Raw genomic sequence first — 18,888 nt, forward strand, 5'->3', positions numbered from 1 at the left:
GGTGTCGAGATGACCGTTGCCGTCGATGGCGCGGCCCCGAAGAGCGCGTCCCCGGCGCGCCGGGGGCCGCTGGAGCGCATCCGGCGCTCCTGGCAGAAGCACTGGTACGCGTACGCGATGGTCGCGCCGATCGTCGTCGTGCTCGGCGTCCTGGTGCTCTATCCGCTCGTCCAGGGCGTCTACTACACGCTCACCGACGCCAACAGCCTCAACTCGGCGCGCACCATCGGCGTCAACCACATCGACGCGACCTACGAGTTCGTCGGGCTGCACAACTACGCGGACATCCTGTGGGGGCCGACCGCCTGGGACCGGTTCTGGTCGCACTTCGTCTGGACCGTGGTGTGGACCGTCGCCTGTGTGACCCTGCACTACGTCATCGGGCTCTCGCTCGCCCTGCTGCTCAACCAGAAGCTGCGCGGGCGCACCTTCTACCGGATGATGCTGATCCTGCCCTGGGCGGTGCCCACCTTCGTCACCGTCTTCTCCTGGCGCCTGATGCTCAGCGACTCCGGCATCGTGAACACCGTGCTCGGCACTCTCCACCTGCCGCAGCCCGAGTGGCTGGAGCAGCCGCACTTCCAGCAGCTCGCCGCGATCCTGGTCAACACCTGGGTGGGCGTCCCGTTCATGATGGTCTCGCTGCTCGGCGGGCTCCAGTCGATCTCCGCCGACCTGTACGAGGCCGCCGAGATGGACGGCGCGAGCGCCTGGCAGCGCTTCCGCCACGTCACTCTGCCCGGCCTTCGCCCGGTGAGCGCCACCGTCGTGCTGCTCGGCATCATCTGGACGTTCAACCAGTTCGTGATCATCTTCCTGCTGTTCGGCAACGGCGGCGCCCCCGACGCCCAGATCCTGGTCACCTGGGCCTACCGGCTCGGCTTCGGACAGCAGCCCCGCGACTTCGCCCAGTCCGCCACCTACGGCGTGCTGCTGCTCTCCATCCTGATCGTCTTCACCTCCTTCTACCGACGCTGGCTGGCCCGCAATGAACAGGTCTGATGCCCCCATGGCCAACAAGGCCGTCTCCCGGGACCACACCCGGCGCCGCACCGCCGTCCTGTCGCACCTGGCACTGAGCATCGCCAGCCTCGTCGCCCTCTTCCCGATCGTCTGGCTGCTCTTCCTCTCCCTCGGACCCGACAAGGACGACTACCTGCACCCGGGCCGCATCTGGTCCAAGATGTCCTTCTCCAACTACGCGTTCGTCACCGAGCACACCAAGTTCTTCACCTGGCTCGGCAACACCGCCCTGATCGCGGTCGCGACCTGCGTCATCGGCGTGATGTTCGCGGCCACCACCGGCTACGCGGTCTCGCGCATGCGCTTCCCCGGCTACCGCAAGCTGATGTGGGTGCTGCTCGTCACCCAGATGTTCCCGATCGCCGTGCTGATCGTGCCGATGTACCAGATCCTCGGCGACCTCGGCCTCATCGACACCTACGGCGGCCTGATCCTGGTGTACTGCTCCACCGCGGTGCCGTACTGCGCCTGGATGCTCAAGGGGTACTTCGACTCGATCCCGATCGAGATCGACGAGGCGGGCCGGGTCGACGGGCTCACCCCGTTCGGCACCTTCTTCCGCCTCATCCTGCCGCTCGCCCGGCCCGGCCTCGCGGTCGCCGCGTTCTACACCTGCCTCACCGCCTGGGGCGAGGTGGCGTTCGCCTCCACGTTCATGCTCGACGACGGCAAGTACACCCTCGCCGTGGGCCTCTCCAGCTTCGTCAGCCAGCACGACGCCCAGTGGAACTACATGGCCGCCACCGCCGTACTCATCGCCATCCCCGTCTCCGCCGTGTTCTACCTGGTGCAGAAGCACCTGGTCACCGGCATGACCGCGGGCGCGACCAAGGGCTGACGCGGGCTCCGCCCCGGCCGCCCATCCCACCGGTTCCCGGGGGTCGACCACCCCCGGGCCCCCCTTCTAAGGACGACATGACCCAGCACTTCACCGCCCCCGACCGCCTCACCGGGAAGACCGGTACCCAGTGGTGGCGGGACGCCGTGATCTACCAGGTCTATCCGCGCAGCTTCGCCGACGGGAACGGCGACGGCATGGGCGACCTCGAAGGCGTACGCGCCCGGCTGCCCTATCTGCGCGACCTCGGCGTCGACGCCGTCTGGCTCTCCCCCTTCTACGCGTCCCCGCAGGCCGATGCCGGCTACGACGTCGCCGACTACCGGGCCATCGACCCGATGTTCGGCACCCTGCTCGACGCCGACGCACTGATCCGCGACGCCCACGCGCTGGGCCTGCGCATCATCACCGACCTGGTGCCCAACCACTCGTCCGACCAGCACGAGTGGTTCAAGCGCGCCCTGGCCGAGGGCCCCGGCTCACCGCTGCGGGCCCGCTACCACTTCCGTACGGGCCAGGGCGACAACGGCGAACTCCCGCCCAACGACTGGGAGTCCATCTTCGGCGGGCCCGCCTGGACCAGGACCGCGGACGGCGACTGGTACCTGCACCTGTTCGCCCCCGAGCAGCCCGATCTGAACTGGGACCACCCGGCGGTCGCCGACGAGTTCCGCTCCGTCCTGCGCTTCTGGCTGGACATGGGCGTCGACGGCTTCCGCATCGACGTGGCGCACGGCCTCGTCAAGGCGCCGGGACTGCCCGACATCGGCGGACACGACCAGCTCAAGCTGCTCGGCAACGACGTCATGCCGTTCTTCGACCAGGACGGCGTGCACGAGATCTACCGCTCCTGGCGGACCATCCTCGACGAGTACGACGGCGAGCGCATCGCGGTCGCCGAGGCCTGGACCCCCACCGTCGAGCGGACCGCCCTGTACGTACGCCCCGACGAACTGCACCAGGCCTTCAACTTCCAGTATCTGGGCACCCCTTGGGAGGCCTCGGCGCTGCGCAAGGTCATCGACACCTCGCTCGCCGCGATGCGCCCGGTCGGCGCCCCCGCCACCTGGGTCCTGTCCAACCACGACGTCACCCGGCACGCCACCCGCTTCGCCAACCCGCCCGGCCTCGGCACCCAGCTGCGCACCCCGGGCGACCGCGAACTCGGCCTGCGCCGGGCCCGCGCGGCCACCCTGCTGATGCTGGCGCTGCCCGGCTCGGCCTACGTCTACCAGGGCGAGGAACTCGGCCTGCCCGACGTCACGGACCTGCCCGACGAGGTGCGCCAGGACCCGTCGTTCTTCCGCGCCGCGGGACAGGACGGTTTCCGTGACGGCTGCCGCGTCCCGATCCCGTGGACCGTCGAAGGCAGCTCGTACGGGTTCGGCAGCGGTGGCAGCTGGTTGCCGCAGCCCGCCTCGTGGGCCGGGCTCAGCGTCGAGGCGCAGACCGGTGACGCGGACTCCACCCTGGAGCTGTACCGCAGGGCCATCGCGGCCCGCCGCGCCCACCCGGGCCTCGGAGCCGGGGACGACCTGCGCTGGCTCGACGCACCCGAGGGCGTGCTCGCCTTCGCCCGCGAGGGCTTCGTGTGCACGGTGAACCTCACGGGCCGCCTGGTGTCGCTGCCGCTGCCCGGGCGCGCGGTCCTGGCCAGCGCCCCCTTCGCGGTGGACGGCGACCGGTTCGAGCTGCCGGGCGACACCACGGTGTGGTGGACGGTGTGAGCCAAGCCGCGCAGCCGGGCGGGCCGCGCCTCGCCGACATAGCGGCGCAGGCCGCCGTCAGCGAGGCCACCGTCAGCAGGGTGCTCAACGGCAGGCCCGGTGTCGCCGACCCCACCCGTCAGCGGGTGCTCGCGGCCCTGGACGTGCTCGGCTGGGAGCGCCCGGCCCGGCTGCGCCGGCGCAGCGAGGGACTGATCGGGCTGGTCACCCCGGAGCTGACCAACCCGATCTTCCCCGCCTTCGCACAGGCGGTGGAGCAGGTGCTCGCGGGCCACGGCTACACGCCCGTCCTGTGCACCCAACTGCCGGGCGGGGCAACGGAGGACGAGCTGGTCGAGCAGTTGGAGGAGCGCGGCGTCAACGGCATCGTGTTCCTGTCCGGGCTGCACGCGGACACCTCCACCGACCCGGGCCGCTACCTGGCGCTCGCCGAACGGGGCGTCCCGTACGTCCTGGTGAACGGCTACAACGAGGCGCTGCGCGGGCCGTTCGTCTCGCCCGACGACCACGCGGCGATGCGGATGGCGGTGGGACATCTGGCCGACCTCGGGCACACCCGGATCGGCCTCGCGATCGGACCGCTGCGGTACGTCCCCTCGCGCCGCAAGTCCGAGGGGTTCACGGCGGCGCTGGGGGAGCGCCTCGGCCTGCCCGGACACGAGGCGGCCGCCCTCGTCCGGTCCACCCTGTACAGCGTCGAGGGCGGTCAGGTCGCCGCGGGCTCGCTGTTCGACCAGGGCTGTACGGGGATCGTCTGCGGCAGCGACATGATGGCGCTGGGCGTGGTGCGCGCCGCCCGCGAACGCGGCCTCGACGTGCCGGTGGACGTCTCGGTGGTGGGCTTCGACGGCTCCCGGCTCATCGCCTTCACCGACCCGCCCCTGACCACGGTCCGCCAGCCCGTGCAGGCGATGGCGGCGGCCGCGGTGTCCGCCCTGTTGGAGGAGATCGCCGGAACCCCCGTCCAGCGAACGGAGTTCGTCTTCCAGCCGGAGCTGGTGGTACGGGGGTCGACGGCGCGGGCGCGGGGGTGAATCCGGGGGCCGCCCCGGCCCGCCGCTAGAACGGCTTGGTCGGCAGGTACTTGCCGTCCAGGGTGATCACCGCGCGCTCGCCGCCCTCGGGGTCGGCGACCTTCTTCACGTCCAGCTTGAAGTTGATCGCGCTGATGATGCCGTCCCCGAACTCCTCGTGCACCAGGGCCTTCAGCGTGGTGCCGTACACCTGGAGCATCTCGTAGAAGCGGTAGATCGTCGGGTCGGTGGGGATGCCGCCCGGGATCGAGCCGCGGCTCGGGATGGTGGTCAGGAGCAGGGCCGCGTCGTCGTCGAGGCCGAGCAGTTCGGCGACGGCCCGCGCGGACTCGACGGGCAGCGCGTGCTGGCCGAGCACGGCCGCGGTGACGAACGCGACGGAGAAGCCCGCGGCGTCCGCGATCTGCTGCCACGAGAGGTCCTTGCGCAGCTTCGCCTCGACGGCGGCGGTGGCCAGGTCCTGGCGGGCGGTGGTGTCGTACTGGGACTGGATCATGAGTAACTCCTGTGTGGATCAGGCGAGTTGAGGGGACAGGTGCTCAGGCGAGGGCGCGCGCGGCGTCGAGTTCCTCGATGCTGCCGGTGGGGATGTCGTAGACCCAGCCGTGCAGCGTGAGCCGCTGCTCGGCCAAGGCGCGGGCCACCGAGGGGTGCGTCGCCAGGTTCGCGAGCTGGGCCCGTACGTTGCCGCGCACGAGGGCCGCGAGGTCCGCGGTGTCGGCGTGGGCGGGGGCCGCGTCCGCGTGCCGCAGCCAGTCGGCGACGGCCGGCAGCGCGGCCAGGTCGTGGCCCTCGGCGAGCGCGGTCATCGCGCCGCAGGCCGAGTGGCCGCAGACCACGATGTCGCGCACGCCGAGCACGCCGACCGCGTACTCGACGCTCGCCGCGACGCCGTCCGCCCCCGGGGTGTACGCGGGCACCAGGTTCCCGGCCGTGCGGATGACGAACAGCTCGCCCGGCTCGCTCTGGGTGAGCAGCTCGGGCACCACCCGGGCGTCCGAGCAGCCGATGAACAGCGTGCCCGGGCGGTGGGTGGCGGCGAGGTGGGCGAAGAGCTCCGCCTTGGCGGGAAAGACACCGCGCTGAAAACGCGCGACGCCCTCGGCGAGGTCTTGCATGGTCACTCCCTTTCGGTGGGTGCCGGCCCCGTGGGGCCCGACGGAACCCACCATGCATGAGCTGGGCCTATAGCGTCCAAGACGCAGTTTCCATATCCGTCATAGAGCTCATCTATAGTTGTCTCCATGGCCCCGGAACTGCGTCATCTGCGCTATCTGCTCGCCGTCGCCGAGCACGGCAACTTCACCCGCGCCGCCGAGGAGCTGCGGATCTCCCAGCCCACGCTGTCCCAGCAGATCAAGCAGCTGGAGCGCACCGTGGGCGTCCAGCTCCTGGACCGCAGCGGCCGCGCGGTCCGGCTCACCGACGCGGGGGAGACGTACGCCCACTACGCGCGGCGCGCCCTGCGCGACCTGGCCGCGGCCGAGCGTGCCGTCCTGGACGTCGCCGACCTCTCGCGCGGAGGCCTGCGCCTCGCGGTGACCCCGACCTTCACCGCCTACCTGGTCGGCCCGCTCGTCGCGGATCTGCACACCCGCCACCCCCACATCTCCCTGGACGTGCGGGAGTTGGCGCAGGACCGGATCGAGGCGGCGCTGCTCGCCGACGAGCTGGACCTCGGCATCGCCTTCGCGGGGCCGCACCTGCCCGGCATCCAGGCGACGGCCCTCTACACCGAGACCCTCGGCCTCGTCGTCGGCGCCGGTGCGGCACCGGCCGGCCCGCTCGCCGTACGCGACCTCGGTGAGCGTCAACTCGCGCTGCTCAGCGGCGACTTCGCGACCCGGGGCCATATCGACGCCTACCTCGGGCAGCACCGCGTCACCCCGCGCATCGCCGTCGAGGCCAACTCGCTCCAGGCGCTGACCGAGATCGTCCGCCGGACCCCGCTGGCCACCGTGCTGCCCGACGCCGTCACCCACGAGCACCCGGACCTGGCGCCCGTCGCCCTCGATCCACCGCTGCCCGCCCGTACGGTCGCGCTGCTGCGACGCGAGAGCGCATACCGCAGCGCCGCCGCCCGGGAGTTCACCCGGCTCACCCAGGACCTCGTCCGCGCCCGCGGCTACGCGCCGGCCTGACGGCGGCCGGGCGCGGCCCAACGGCCGCGCAATTCCTTGCAGATGGACGCATCCGTGCCGCGGATTTCGCCCGAACCGTTGACCCGGGCCCTCCCTCCTCCTACGGTCACCTGCTCAGAGGCACTTGCAATCTTGCAGCAAGAACATTCAGCCCGCGCCGGTACGTACGACCGAGGAGCACCCGGTGATCCCCCTGCGAAGAACGGCGGTCGCGCTCGCGGCCGCCCTGTGCACCGCGTTCGTCCCCGCGCCGCCCGCCACGGCCGTGGCCGGGCCGCCCGCGCCGCCCGGCGACGCCCGTCTCGCCGCCGAACCCGCCCGGCACGAGGCGACGCGGGAGCAGTTCTACTTCGTGCTCCCGGACCGGTTCGCGAACGGAGACCGGGCCAACGACCGCGGGGGACTGACCGGTTCGCGAACGGAGACCGGGTACGACCCGACGGACAAGGGCTTCTACCAGGGCGGCGACCTCCCGGGCCTCACCCGGAAGCTCGACTACATCAAGGGCCTCGGCACCACCGCGATCTGGCTCGCCCCGATCTTCAAGAACAAGCCCGTGCAGGGCACCGGCAAGGACGCGTCGGCCGGGTACCACGGGTACTGGATCACCGACTTCACCCAGGTCGACCCGCACTTCGGCACCAACGCCGACCTCACCCGGCTGATAGCCGGGGCCCATGCCAAGGGCATGAAGGTCTTCTTCGACGTCATCACCAACCACACCGCCGACACCGTCGACTACGCCGAGAAGCAGTACGACTACCGCCCCAAGGGTGCCTACCCCTACCTCGACACCACCGGCCGCCCCTTCGACGACCGCGCCGGGATGAAGCAGGTCGACGCGAACTCCTTCCCCTACACGCCCGTCGTGCCCGTCGGGACGGAGCGGAAGGTCCCGGCCTGGCTGAACGACCCCACGATGTACCACAACCGGGGCGATTCGAGGTTCGCGGGCGAGAGCGGCGAGTACGGCGACTTCTCCGGGCTCGACGACCTGTGGACCGAGCGGCCCGAGGTCGTCACCGGGATGGAGAGGATCTACGAGAAGTGGGTCCACGACTTCGATGTGGACGGCTTCCGCATCGACACCGTCAAGAACGTCGACCTGGACTTCTGGACCCAGTGGGCCACCGCCCTCGACGCGTACGCGAAGCGGCAGGGGCGGCCGGACTTCTTCATGTTCGGCGAGACCTACTCCGCCGACCCCGCCGTCACCTCCCCCTACGTCACCCGGGGCCGGCTCGACGCCACCCTCGACTTCCCCTTCCAGGACGCCGCCCGCCAGTACGCCTCGCAGGGCGCCCCGGCCGCCAAGCTGGCCGCCCTGTTCGCCGACGACTACCGCTACACCACCGACAAGGCCAACGCCTACGAGCAGGTCACCTTCCTCGGCAACCACGACATGGGCCGCATCGGGGCCTTCCTCCGACAGGACCATCAGCAGGCGAGCGATGCCGAACTGCTCCAACGCGACCGCCTGGCCCATGAGTTGATGTTCTTCAGCCGGGGCAACCCGGTGGTCTATTACGGCGACGAGCAGGGCTTCACCGGCGCGGGCGGCGACAAGGACGCCCGGCAGACCATGTTCGCGTCCCAGGTCCCCGACTACCTGGACGACGACGAGCTGGGCACCGACCGCACCCACGCATCGGACGCCTACGACCGGGCCCACCCGCTCTACCGCACCATCGCCGACCTCTCCCGCCTCACCAAGGCCAATCCGGCGCTGCGCGACGGCGTCCAGACCGAGCGCTACGCCAAGGACTCGGTGTACGCCTTCTCGCGCACCGACGCCACGGCGCGCACCGAGTACGTCGTGGCCGTGAACAACGCCACCGGGCCGAGGACGGTCACCGTGCCCACCGGCTCGGCGAACGCCGACTTCCGCGTGCTGTACGGAGGTTCGGGCTCGGTCCGCAGCGGATCGGACGCCGCCGTCGAGGTGACCGTGCCCGCCCTGTCCTCCCTCGTCCTGAAGGCGGCTGCCCCGCTGCCCGCCCCCGCCACCAAGCCGTCGATCACCCTGAAGGCCCCGGCCGCCGGGGCCACCGGCACCGTCGAGCTGTCCGCGGATGTCAGCGGTGGGCAGCTCGACCGGGTCGTCTTCGCCGCGCAGAGCGGCAGCGGACCGTGGCGGACGCTCGGCTCCGCCGACCACGCCCCCTACAAGATCACCCAGTACCTGGACCTTCCCGGCGGAACTCCCGTGCGGTACAAGGCTGTTGTGGTCGACAGCGCCGGACGCACCGCGAGCGCCCTCGCCGCCACCACGGCGGGGCAGACCCCCGCACCCGGTAGGCCCACGGCCGTCGAGCGCGACTACGCCGTCGTGCACTACCGGCGCCCCGCCGGGGACTACGACGGCTGGCGGCTGACGTCCGGGGACCAGAACGCGGCCTTCACCGGACGGGACGCCTACGGCGCCTTCGCCTGGGTCAAGGTCCCGCAGGGCGCCGCATCGCTCACGTACACCGTCACCAGGGGCGAAGGCGCCGACGGGCCCGAACGCGCCGTCGACCTGGGCCGCACCGGCGAGGTGTGGGTGGAGCAGGGCAAGGACGGCCAGTCGGACCAGGCGCCGCCGGGTGCGTACCCGCCCCAGGACACCTCCAAGGTGGTCCTGCACTACTCCCGGCCCGACGGCGACTACGACGGCTGGGGCCTGCACACCTGGACCGGGGCCGCCTCGCCCACCGACTGGTCCGAGCCGCTCCGGCCGACCGGCCGCGACGCGTTCGGCGTGACCTTCGAGGTGCCGCTCGCCCCGGGCGCGACCTCGCTGAGCTACATCCTGCACCAGGGCGACCGCAAGGACCTGCCCGACGACCAGTCCCTCGACCTCGCCACCTACGGCCACGAGGCGTGGCTGCTGGCCGGACAGCCCAAGTACCTTCTGCCGCAGGGGAGTTCGGGTGTCTCGCTCGACCTCGGCAGGTCCGCGGCGCAGTGGATCGACGCCGGCACGGTGGTGTGGAAGGTCAAGGCGACCGACGCGACCAGCGAGCAGCTGGTGTACGCGCCGGGCGGCGGCATCACCGTCGAGGAAGGCGCCCTGTCCGACGAGGGCCAGTGGCTGCGGCTCGCGCCCACCGCGTTGACCGACGCCCAGAAGGCCAGGTTCCCCCAGCTCAAGGACTACCCGGCGTTCACCGTGGACGCCCGCGACCGCTCCCGCGTCCGCGAGTCCCTGCGCGGCCAGCTCATCGCGACCCAGCGGGCCGCGAACGGGGCGCTGCTCTCCGCGACCGGCGTCCAGACCCAGGGCGTCCTCGACGACCTGTACGGAGCGAAGGCCGCCAGGGCCGCGCTCGGCCCGGTGTTCGCCCACGGCCGTCCCACCCTGTCCCTGTGGGCCCCCACGGCCAGGGGGGTGTCCCTGGAACTCGACGGGCGCACGGTCGCGATGCGGCGCGACGACACGACCGGAGTCTGGTCGGTGACCGGGCCCGCGTCCTGGGCGGGCAAGCCGTACCGGTACGCCGTGACGGTGTGGGCGCCGACCGTCCGGCGGGTGGTGACCAATTTGGTCACCGACCCGTACGCGACCGCCCTCACCACCGACTCCGCGCGCAGCCTGGTCGTCGACCTCGCCGATCCGAAGCTGGCCCCCAAGGGCTGGGACACCCTGCGGAAGCCGGCCGCGGTGCCGCTGCGCGAGGCGCGGATCCAGGAGCTGCACATCCGCGACTTCTCCGTCGCGGACCCCACCTCGCACTACCCCGGCCAGTACCTGGCGTTCACCGACACCGGCTCCGACGGCATGAAGCACCTCGCCCGGCTGGCGAAGTCCGGCACCTCCTACGTCCATCTGCTACCCGCCTTCGACATCGCGGGCATCCCCGAGAAGAGGTCCGAACAGGCCACGCCCGCCTGCGACTTGAAGGTCTTCGCACCGGACTCGCAGGAGCAGCAGGCCTGTATCGCCCGGTCGGCCGCGAAGGACGCGTACAACTGGGGCTACGACCCGCTGCACTACACCGTGCCCGAGGGCTCCTACGCCAGTGACCCGGAGGGGACGCGGCGCACGGTCGAGTTCCGCCGGATGGTGCAGGGGCTGAACGACGCGGGTCTGCGTACGGTCATGGACGTCGTCTACAACCACACCGCGGCGAGCGGCCAGGCCGACAACTCGGTCCTCGACAAGATCGTGCCCGGCTACTACCAGCGCCTCCTCGCGGACGGCAGCGTCGCCGACTCCACCTGCTGCGCCAACACCGCGCCCGAGAACACCATGATGGGCAAGCTCGTCGTGGACTCGGTGGTGACCTGGGCCAGGCAGTACAAGGTCGACGGATTCCGCTTCGATCTCATGGGCCACCACCCCAAGGCCAACATCCTCGCGGTGCGGGCCGCCCTCGACGCGCTGACCCCGGCGAAGGACGGCGTCGACGGCAAAAAGATCATCCTGTACGGGGAGGGCTGGAACTTCGGGGAGGTCGCCGACGACGCCCGGTTCACGCAGGCCACCCAGAAGAACATGGCGGGCACCGGCATCGCCACGTTCTCCGACCGCGCCCGCGACGCCGTGCGCGGCGGCAGCCCCTTCGACGCCGACCCCGGTGTGCAGGGCTTCGCCTCCGGCCTCTACACCGACCCCAACTCCTCGACGGCGAACGGCACTCCGGCCGAGCAGAAGGCCCGGCTGCTGCACTACCAGGACCTCCTCAAGGTGGGCCTGAGCGGCAACCTCGCCGCGTACACCTTCACCGACAGCGCGGGCCGCACGGTCAAGGGCTCCGACGTCGACTACAACGGCGCCCCCGCGGGCTACGCGGCCGCCCCGGGCGACGCCCTCGCCTACGCGGACGCCCACGACAACGAGTCGCTCTACGACGCGCTCGCCTACAAGCTGCCCGCGCGCACCTCGGCCGCCGACCGCTCCCGCATGCAGGTCCTGGCGCTCGCCACCGCCGCCCTCTCGCAGGGCCCGGCGCTGTCCCAGGCCGGGAGCGACCTGCTGCGCTCCAAGTCGCTCGACCGCAACTCCTACGACAGCGGGGACTGGTTCAACGCCCTGCACTGGAACTGCGCGGCGGGCAACGGCTTCGGACGGGGGCTGCCGCCGGCCGCCGACAACCAGCCCAAGTGGCCCTATGCCAGGCCGCTGTTGACCAACCCGGCACTCACCCAGAACTGTGCCCGGATCAACGGGACGTCCGCCGCCTACCAGGACCTGCTGGCGATCCACGGCCAGGAGAGCGCGTTCGGGCTCGCCACCGCCGGCCAGGTCCAGTCGGCGCTCTCGTTCCCGCTGTCGGGGAGCGCGGAGACCCCGGGGGTGATCACCATGCGCCTCGGCCCGCTGGTCGTGGTGTTCAACGCGACCCCGACGGCGCAGACCCAGCGGGTCGGTGACCTCGCGGGAACCGCTTACGCCCTGCATCCGCGGCAGGCGGCCGGGGCCGACCCCGTGGTCAGGACGGCCACATACGATCAGGGTTCGGGGAGCTTCACAGTCCCGGCCCGTACCGTTGCGGTCTTCAAGCGACACTGAAGCGATCATTCCAGGTCGCTCGACGAGTGATTTCGGATGTTCCCCGCCCCGGGTTCCGTCACGGACCGCGCAGTGGTCCAGACTGTGCCCGTGGTGGGGAATCTTCCTGCGGAGAGCACGAGTTTCATCGGCCGGTCCGCCGAACTGGCAGCCCTGGACGGCCTTCTCGAACAGCATCGGCTGGTCACGGTCACCGGTCCCGGCGGCGTCGGAAAGTCCCGGCTCGCGCTGCGGGCCGCCCGGCAGTTCCAGGACCGCTGTCCCGACGGCGCCTGGTGGGTGGAGCTGTCCCCGCTGCGGGACCGGAACCTCCTCGCGGCCACCGTGGCCGACGCCTTCGACATCACCGACCAGAGCCTGCGCACCGCCTGCGAGGCGCTCTGCGGCCGGCTCGCCGACAAACGCATGCTCCTGGTGCTCGACACCTGTGAACACCTGATCAGCGCCTGCGGCCACCTGATCGGCGAGCTGCTCCAGACCTCGCCGGGCCTCACGGTCCTCGCCACCAGCCGGCAACCCCTGGGACGACCGCAGGAACGTGTCTTCCCCCTGGAGCCGCTGCCCGTCGCCCACGAGGCGCTGACCCTGTTCAAGGAGCGCGCCACCGAGGCCGTGCCCCGCCTCGACTTCGACGACCCCGGCCGGGCGGCGGCCGCCGCCGAGGTCTGCCGACGCCTCGACGGCATCCCGCTGGCCCTCGAACTCGCGGGCGCCCGAATCAAGTTGTGGTCGGTCGAGCAGCTGGCCGACCGGCTCGGCTCCCGCTTCGACGTGCTCGCCGACACCCGCGTCGGAGCCCTGCCGCGCCACCAGACCATGCGCACCGCGATCGGCTGGAGCCACGAGCTGTGCGAACCCCTGGAGCGGCTCCTGTGGGCCCGCCTCTCCGCGTTCGCGGGCGACTTCGACCTCGCCGCCGCCCAGGACATCGGCGCGGGCGGCCCGCTGCCCGCCCGCGCCGTGGAACAGGTCCTCGCGGGCCTCGTCGACAAGTCGGTGGTACGCACCCGGCTCGCCCCCTCGGGCCGGCTCGGGCACCGCATGCTGGACACCATCCGCGAGTACGGGCTGCGCTGGCTCGACGAACTGGGCGAGGGCCCCGAGGTCGCCGACCGGCACGCCCGCCGCTTCCGGCGCATCGCCCACGAGGCCGACGCGGCCTGGCTCGGCCCCGGTCAACTCGACTGGTACGCACGCCTGGAGGCCGAGCACGCCGACCTGCGGACCGCCCTCGAACACCTCCTGGCCACCGACCCCGAGGCCGCCCTCGACATGGCGGGCTCGCTCTGGTTCGTCTGGTTCTGCTGTGGTCGGCTGCGCGAGGGGCGCGGCTATCTGCAGCGCGCCCTGGACGGCTGCCCGGGCCCCGGCCCCTACCGGGCCGCCGCCGTGTGGGCACTGGGCATGTGCGCCTTCCTGCAGGGCGACTTCGTCATCGCGCACCGGCTCGGCGAGGAGTGCTCACGCGCCGCCACCGACCCCGAGCAGCGGCTGCGCGCGGCCTACCTCCACGGCGGCAGTGTCCTGATGCCCGGCGACCCACAGGGGGCGCTCGGCATCCTCGGCCCGGCGCTCGCCCAGGACACCGGCTTCACCCCCGGCCGGGCCCTGTGCGCACTCGCCCGGATCTACGCCCTGAACAACCTGGGCCGCCACCACGAGGCGTCCGCCGAGGCGGTCCTGCTGCGCGACGAGTGCGCGGCGCTCGGCGAACGCTGGATGCGGGCGTACGCCGACTACATGCTGGCCGTCAGCGCGCTCGCGCTCGGCCGGCCCGCCGAGGCCGCCGCCCACGCCCGCGCGATGCTGGGCGGCAAACGCCTGCTGCACGACAGCTTCGGCATCGCGATCGGCCTCGACCTGCTGGCCTGCGCGGTCGCCTTCCAGGGCGACGGCGAGGACGGCGCGCTGCTCCTCGGCGTCGGCCAGGAGTGCTGGCGTACGGTCGGCAAGGCCCAGATGGGCGCGCCCGAGCTGACCGCCGTGCGCCAGCGGTGCGAACGCCGGGCGCGCGCGGCGCTCGGCGACGGCGCGTACGACTCGGCCTTCGACCGGGGCGTGGCCACCGGTCTGGACGAGGGTCTCGCGATGGCCCTCAAGGGTGGTTTCGCGGACGGGAGTTGACGAATCCGGGATGTGCCCGCGGCGGACGCCCCGGCAGCGCTACCGTGGGCGACGGGTCAACAGCGGGCAGTGACGACTTCGTTGACGGGCCCCTGATCCGATCGGCGGTGAACAAGCGGATGTTCAGGTCCTGGGACACGACCGTCCTGGTGGTCGACGACGTCGAGGCCAACCGCTGCGCGATGGGCGCTGTCCTGAGCCGTGCCGGGCACCGGGTCGTCCCGCTGGCCAGCGCCTCGGCCACGCTCGTCGAACTGGACGCCCGGCTGCGCGCGGGCGCCCTGCCCGACGCCGCCGTCCTCGACGTGGGCCTGCCCGACATGGACGGCTTCGAGCTGTGCCGCCGCCTCAAGGCCCATCCCGGCATCGCACCCATGCCCGTCGTGCACTTCTCGGCCGCGGCCGTCACGCCGCACGACCGCAGCCGGGGCCTGGACGCGGGCGCCGAGGCCTACCTCACCGTGCCGGTCGAGCCCGAGGAGATCCAGGCCGTCGTCCGGGCCGTGCTGCGCGGCGCCCGGCTGCGCCACGAGTCCGCCGCCCGCGCGGGCCGGCTCAGCCGCCTGGCGGAGGCCACCGCCACCCTGTACGAGGCGAGCTGCCCGCAGGAACTCGCGGACGCGGCCGCCGCCGCGGCCATGCTGCTCACCTCCGGCCCCGTCACCGGTTTCGTGTTCGGCACCGACGCCCTGCTCCACGCTGGTGGCGCGGCCCGCCCCGACCAGGCCGCCGAGACGCCCGCCCTCGCCGTGCTGCTGCGCCGCGCCATGGCAGGCCGCAGCGGGGTCCGCTCGGTCCTCGCCCCGGCCCCGCTGTGGCCCCCGCAGCTGTTCGGCCCGGAAGGGGCCCGCCTGGTGCTCGCCCGCTGCCACGCCGACCAGCCGCCGGTGTGCCTGGCCGTCCCGGCCCGGCTGCCGTACGGGCAGGAGACCGAGACGCTGCTCTCCCGGCTCGCGCAGTCCCTCGCCGTCGCCGCCGAGTCCCTGCGCACCCACGCCGAGGAGCGCCACATCGCGCTCACCCTGCAACGCAGTTTCCTGCCGCAGCGCGCACCCCGGCTGCCCGGTGCCGACATCGCCCTGCGCTACGTCCCGGCCTCCAGCCGCGCCGAGATCGGCGGCGACTTCTACACCGCGCTCAGCACTCCCGCCGGACTCCTCGTCGGCGTCGGCGATGTGGTCGGGCACTCCCTGGACGCGGCCACCGTCATGGTCGAACTCCGCCACGCCTTACGGGCGTACGCCACCGACCAGCACGAACCGGCGGCCCTGGTCCGCCTCCTCGACCGGATGCTCCAGCTCTACCACCCCGAGGCCACCGCGACGCTGTGCCTGGCCCTGATCGACCCGGCCACGGGCGCGGCCCGCATCGCCAACGCCGGACACCTGCCGCCGTTGCTCCTCCCCGGGGGCGGCGGAGCGTCGTACATCGAGACCCGGGGTCCGCTGCTCGGCCTCGGCCTGCGCCATCCGCCCTCGACACGGCTCCAACTCGGCCCGTCCGACGGCCTGTTGATGGTCACCGACGGCCTCATCGAGCGCCGTGGAACCGATCTCGAAGTGTCCCTGGAGCACCTCAGGCGAGCGGCGGCCGAGGCCCCCTCCGCCACCGAAGCGCTCTGCGACACCCTCCTGGAGCGCTTCGGCGACGACCCGGAGGACGACGTGGCCCTCCTCGCGCTGCGCCTGGGCGCGGACCGGAGCGCGGCCGTGCCGATGTGACCGTCCGGCGCGCCGCTCAGCCCACGCGCGGCGCGGGCACCAGGGGGAGCAGGGCGGTCAGCCGGTCGAGGAGCTCGCCGAACGGGCCGTCGGCCGGCTCGTCCGCGAGCATGCGCAGCATGATCGCCGCCATCTCCTCGTCGTGGGCCGCGCTCACCGCGGCGAGCGCGGCGAAGTCGTGCACCAGCTGCAACTCCAGCTCGGCGCGCGGAATCCGCCGCCCGTCCAGCCAGATCAGAGCCGTCGACTCGGCGAGCGAGACCCACGACTTGACGACCAACTCAAGCCGCGCGGGCGGCTGTTGGACGTCGAGGTGCGACAGGATCTGGAGGTAGGCGGCGTTGCGCACCGCGTCGATCATGGCGTTCGCGGTGGACGAGCCGACCGCGGGTCCGCCCCGCATGAGGGCGGAGAAGCCGGGCCCGTGGTCGTCGACGAAGTCGAAGAAGCGGCCCATGACCCGCAGCAGCCGGGCGCCGAGCGGGCCCTCGTGCGGTTCGAGGAAGCGCCCCGCCAGCTCGTCCGCCGCCCGGCGCAGCGCGGCCTCGTACAGGCTCTGCTTGCCGGGGAAGTAGTGATACACCAGCGGGCGCGAAATCCCCGCGGCCGCCGCTATCTCGTCGATGGACACATCGTCGGGCGAACGGTGGCTGAACAGTTCGAGGGCGACCCCGATCAACTGCTGCCTGCGCTCGTCGACGCCCATCCTGCGCCGTACCCCGGTCGTCATGCGAACAGAGTACCTATAGGTCGAGCACCAGCTTCTTTCCGAGGCACCTCGATACACAGATCAGCATCGAGCCGTCGCGCTCCGCGGGCGTGAGCAACTCGTCGCGGTGGTCGATCTCCCCTTCCAGGACGCGCTGTTGGCATGTTCCGCAGAAGCCCTGCTCGCACGAGTAGGTGACGCCCGGCACCTCCGTGCGCAGCACCGAGAGGAGCGAGCGGTCCGCCGGAACGGGGAGCGTACGCCCCGAGCGGCGCAGCTCGACCTCGAACCCGGCGCCCGCCGTGGCCGCGCCGGGCGCGAAGCGCTCCAGGTACGGGGTGCGGCCGGGGCCGAGCGCGACGCCGACCGCGTCCATCAGCGGCTCGGGCCCGCAGCAGTACACGGCCGCGTCCGCGGGCGATGCGCCGAGGAACGCCACGAGGTCCGGGGTCCCGGACTCGTCCTCCGGGACGACGGTGACCTTCCCGCCGAGCCGCTCGGTCCCGCCGGACTCCCCGGTCCCGCCGAGCCCCACGATCTCGTCGAGGAACGGCATGGTGGCCCGTGAGCGACCGCCGTACAGCAGCCGCCACGGCGTGCCCGAGGCCTCAACTGCTTTGATCATGGGCAGGATCGGCGTGATCCCGATGCCGCCCGCGATGAACACGTACGAGGCGCTCGGCACCAGCGGGAAGCGGTTGCGCGGCCCGCGCACCGACAGCTCCACCCCCTCCCGCAGCTGCTCGTGCACCTCGCGCGAACCGCCCCGGCCGCCCTCGACGAGCCGGGTGGCGACCGTGTACGCGGTGCGGTCGGCCGGGTCGCCGCAGAGCGAGTACTGCCGCACGAGACCGGAGGGCAGCACCAGATCGAGATGGGCGCCGGGCTCCCACGCGGGCAGCTCGGACCGGTCCGGGGCTGCGAGGCGCAGGCGTACGACGCCTTCGGCGGGCCCGGCGCGCTCGGTGACGGTCAGCCTGAGGGCGACGGTGGAACGCCGGGTGCCGTGCCCCGAGACGGGTTCTTCGAGGGCGGGCATCGGCCACAGTGGCGAGGCCCCGATGCGTCGGCGCAGCGCCCGCCGGGCGAGCAGCGCGGCGCCGGCGGCCAGGGCGACGGTGGTGGCACGTCGCATGTCAGTGGCCTCCGTTGGCGCCGGGCGAGGAGGCGAGATAGGCCACGGCCTGGGCCGTGCTGCCCTCCTGCGAGGGGTGGTAGGTGCGGCTCAGATAGCGCGGGATCGACTTGAGCATGGACGGGGTGGAGGGCAGCATCCCCCGTTGGCCCGCGCGGTAGAACGCCCCGAGGCTCGCCCTGCCGACCGCCGGTGTCGGGTCGTTGTCCATGAAGAAGCGGGCCCCGCGCTGCCACAGGAAGGCGAGCGCGGTGAACGCGGTCGCCCAGGTGCGCACCCGGCGCCGGTAGCCCCCGTCGACGTGCATGAACAGCTCGAAGGCCACCGAACGGTGCTCGACCTCCTCCGCGCCGTGCCAGCGCAGCAGGTCCAGCATCGTCGGGTCGGCGCCGCGCCGGTCCAGGGTCTCGGCGTTGAGGATCCAGTTGCCGAGGAACGCGGTGTAGTGCTCGATCGCCGCGATGGTGGCGACCCGCTCCATCAGCCACCACCGGCGGGCCCGGCCCGGCGGCAGCGTACGGTCCCCGAGCAGCTTCTCGAACAGCCAGTCCACCTGCGCCGTGTACGGCGTCGGGTCGAGGCCGAGCTTCTTCAGATGGGGGAGTACGTCGTCGTGCGCGGCGGAGTGCATCGCCTCCTGGCCGATGAAGCCGATGACGTCCTCGCGCAGCCGGTCGTCCGTGATGAGCGGCAGGACCTGCTTGTACACGTGCACGAACCAGCGCTCACCGGCCGGCAGCAACAGGTGCAGCACGTTGATGGTGTGGCCGGTGAACGGGTCGCCCGGTATCCAGTGCAGCGGGGTGTTCTCCCACGCGAACGAGACGTTCCGGGCCTTGAGCTCGATGCGCTCCTCCGCGACCGGAGCGGGCTGCGGCGTATTAGACATGGCGTCAATGTACTGACGGGTACGCCGCAGCGACAGGGGTCCGCACCGGATTG

Annotated in this window: 13 protein-coding genes; 8 read left to right on the forward strand and 5 right to left on the reverse strand. The window is 72.2% G+C overall.

Features of this window, described 5'->3' with window-relative positions:
* Positions 1-9: 9 nt before the first annotated feature.
* From IE267_RS05105 to IE267_RS05120, 4 genes are all read left to right on the forward strand, one after another.
* Positions 10-1,002 carry a carbohydrate ABC transporter permease gene (locus IE267_RS05105; protein ID WP_189762285.1) on the forward strand — a complete coding sequence of 331 codons (993 nt, stop codon included), beginning with the start codon at positions 10-12 and terminating at the stop codon, positions 1,000-1,002.
* Positions 1,003-1,009: 7 nt separating this feature from the next.
* Positions 1,010-1,861, forward strand: coding sequence for a sugar ABC transporter permease (locus tag IE267_RS05110; protein WP_229860741.1), 852 nt, complete (start codon positions 1,010-1,012; stop codon positions 1,859-1,861).
* Positions 1,862-1,938: 77 nt separating this feature from the next.
* On the forward strand, positions 1,939-3,588 hold the full coding sequence (locus tag IE267_RS05115; protein WP_189762286.1) for a glycoside hydrolase family 13 protein: 1,650 nt from the start codon (positions 1,939-1,941) through the stop codon (positions 3,586-3,588).
* Positions 3,573-4,622: a LacI family DNA-binding transcriptional regulator gene (locus tag IE267_RS05120; protein ID WP_373304467.1), complete on the forward strand. Its 1,050-nt coding sequence runs from the start codon at positions 3,573-3,575 to the stop codon at positions 4,620-4,622. The genes IE267_RS05115 and IE267_RS05120 overlap by 16 nt, the downstream gene beginning before the upstream one ends.
* Positions 4,623-4,647: 25 nt before the next feature.
* On the opposite strand, the gene cynS is transcribed toward IE267_RS05120, so the two are convergent.
* Both cynS and IE267_RS05130 read right to left on the reverse strand, forming a co-directional pair.
* Positions 4,648-5,118 (reverse strand): cyanase, encoded by a 471-nt coding sequence (gene cynS, locus IE267_RS05125; protein WP_167153668.1) that lies wholly within the window; start codon positions 5,116-5,118, stop codon positions 4,648-4,650.
* A 43-nt stretch (positions 5,119-5,161) separates the two neighbouring features.
* On the reverse strand, positions 5,162-5,740 hold the full coding sequence (locus tag IE267_RS05130) for a carbonic anhydrase (protein WP_167153670.1): 579 nt from the start codon (positions 5,738-5,740) through the stop codon (positions 5,162-5,164).
* Between the two features lie 126 nt (positions 5,741-5,866).
* On the opposite strand from IE267_RS05130, the gene cynR reads away from it, so the two are divergent.
* The 4 genes from cynR to IE267_RS05150 all read left to right on the forward strand — a co-directional run bounded on the left by cynR (position 5,867) and on the right by IE267_RS05150 (position 16,102).
* Positions 5,867-6,763 (forward strand): transcriptional regulator CynR, encoded by an 897-nt coding sequence (gene cynR / locus IE267_RS05135; RefSeq protein ID WP_189762287.1) that lies wholly within the window; start codon positions 5,867-5,869, stop codon positions 6,761-6,763.
* 184 nt (positions 6,764-6,947) lie between these two features.
* The gene (pulA, locus tag IE267_RS05140) at positions 6,948-12,257 is read left to right on the forward strand and encodes a pullulanase-type alpha-1,6-glucosidase (protein ID WP_229860743.1); all 5,310 of its coding nucleotides are present in this window, start codon (positions 6,948-6,950) and stop codon (positions 12,255-12,257) included.
* A 93-nt stretch (positions 12,258-12,350) separates the two neighbouring features.
* A complete protein-coding gene (locus IE267_RS05145; RefSeq protein WP_308428669.1) occupies positions 12,351-14,381 on the forward strand; it encodes an ATP-binding protein in 2,031 nt (676 codons plus the stop codon).
* A gap of 119 nt (positions 14,382-14,500) precedes the next feature.
* Positions 14,501-16,102: a fused response regulator/phosphatase gene (locus tag IE267_RS05150; protein WP_189762289.1), complete on the forward strand. Its 1,602-nt coding sequence runs from the start codon at positions 14,501-14,503 to the stop codon at positions 16,100-16,102.
* A gap of 16 nt (positions 16,103-16,118) precedes the next feature.
* On the opposite strand, the gene IE267_RS05155 is transcribed toward IE267_RS05150, so the two are convergent.
* Genes IE267_RS05155 through IE267_RS05165 form a run of 3 tightly spaced genes read right to left on the reverse strand, consistent with a single transcriptional unit; the run spans position 16,119 to position 18,835 of the window.
* Complete coding sequence (locus tag IE267_RS05155) at positions 16,119-16,832, reverse strand: TetR/AcrR family transcriptional regulator (protein ID WP_161257053.1); 714 nt, start codon at positions 16,830-16,832, stop codon at positions 16,119-16,121.
* A gap of 13 nt (positions 16,833-16,845) precedes the next feature.
* Complete coding sequence (locus IE267_RS05160) at positions 16,846-17,946, reverse strand: PDR/VanB family oxidoreductase (RefSeq protein WP_189762290.1); 1,101 nt, start codon at positions 17,944-17,946, stop codon at positions 16,846-16,848.
* A gap of 1 nt (position 17,947) precedes the next feature.
* Complete coding sequence (locus IE267_RS05165; RefSeq protein WP_189762291.1) at positions 17,948-18,835, reverse strand: metal-dependent hydrolase; 888 nt, start codon at positions 18,833-18,835, stop codon at positions 17,948-17,950.
* Between the last annotated feature and the right edge of the window lie 53 nt (positions 18,836-18,888).

Origin of the sequence: Streptomyces xanthochromogenes (assembly GCF_014650455.1) — a bacterium.
In the GTDB taxonomy this organism is placed as follows: domain Bacteria; phylum Actinomycetota; class Actinomycetes; order Streptomycetales; family Streptomycetaceae; genus Streptomyces; species Streptomyces xanthochromogenes.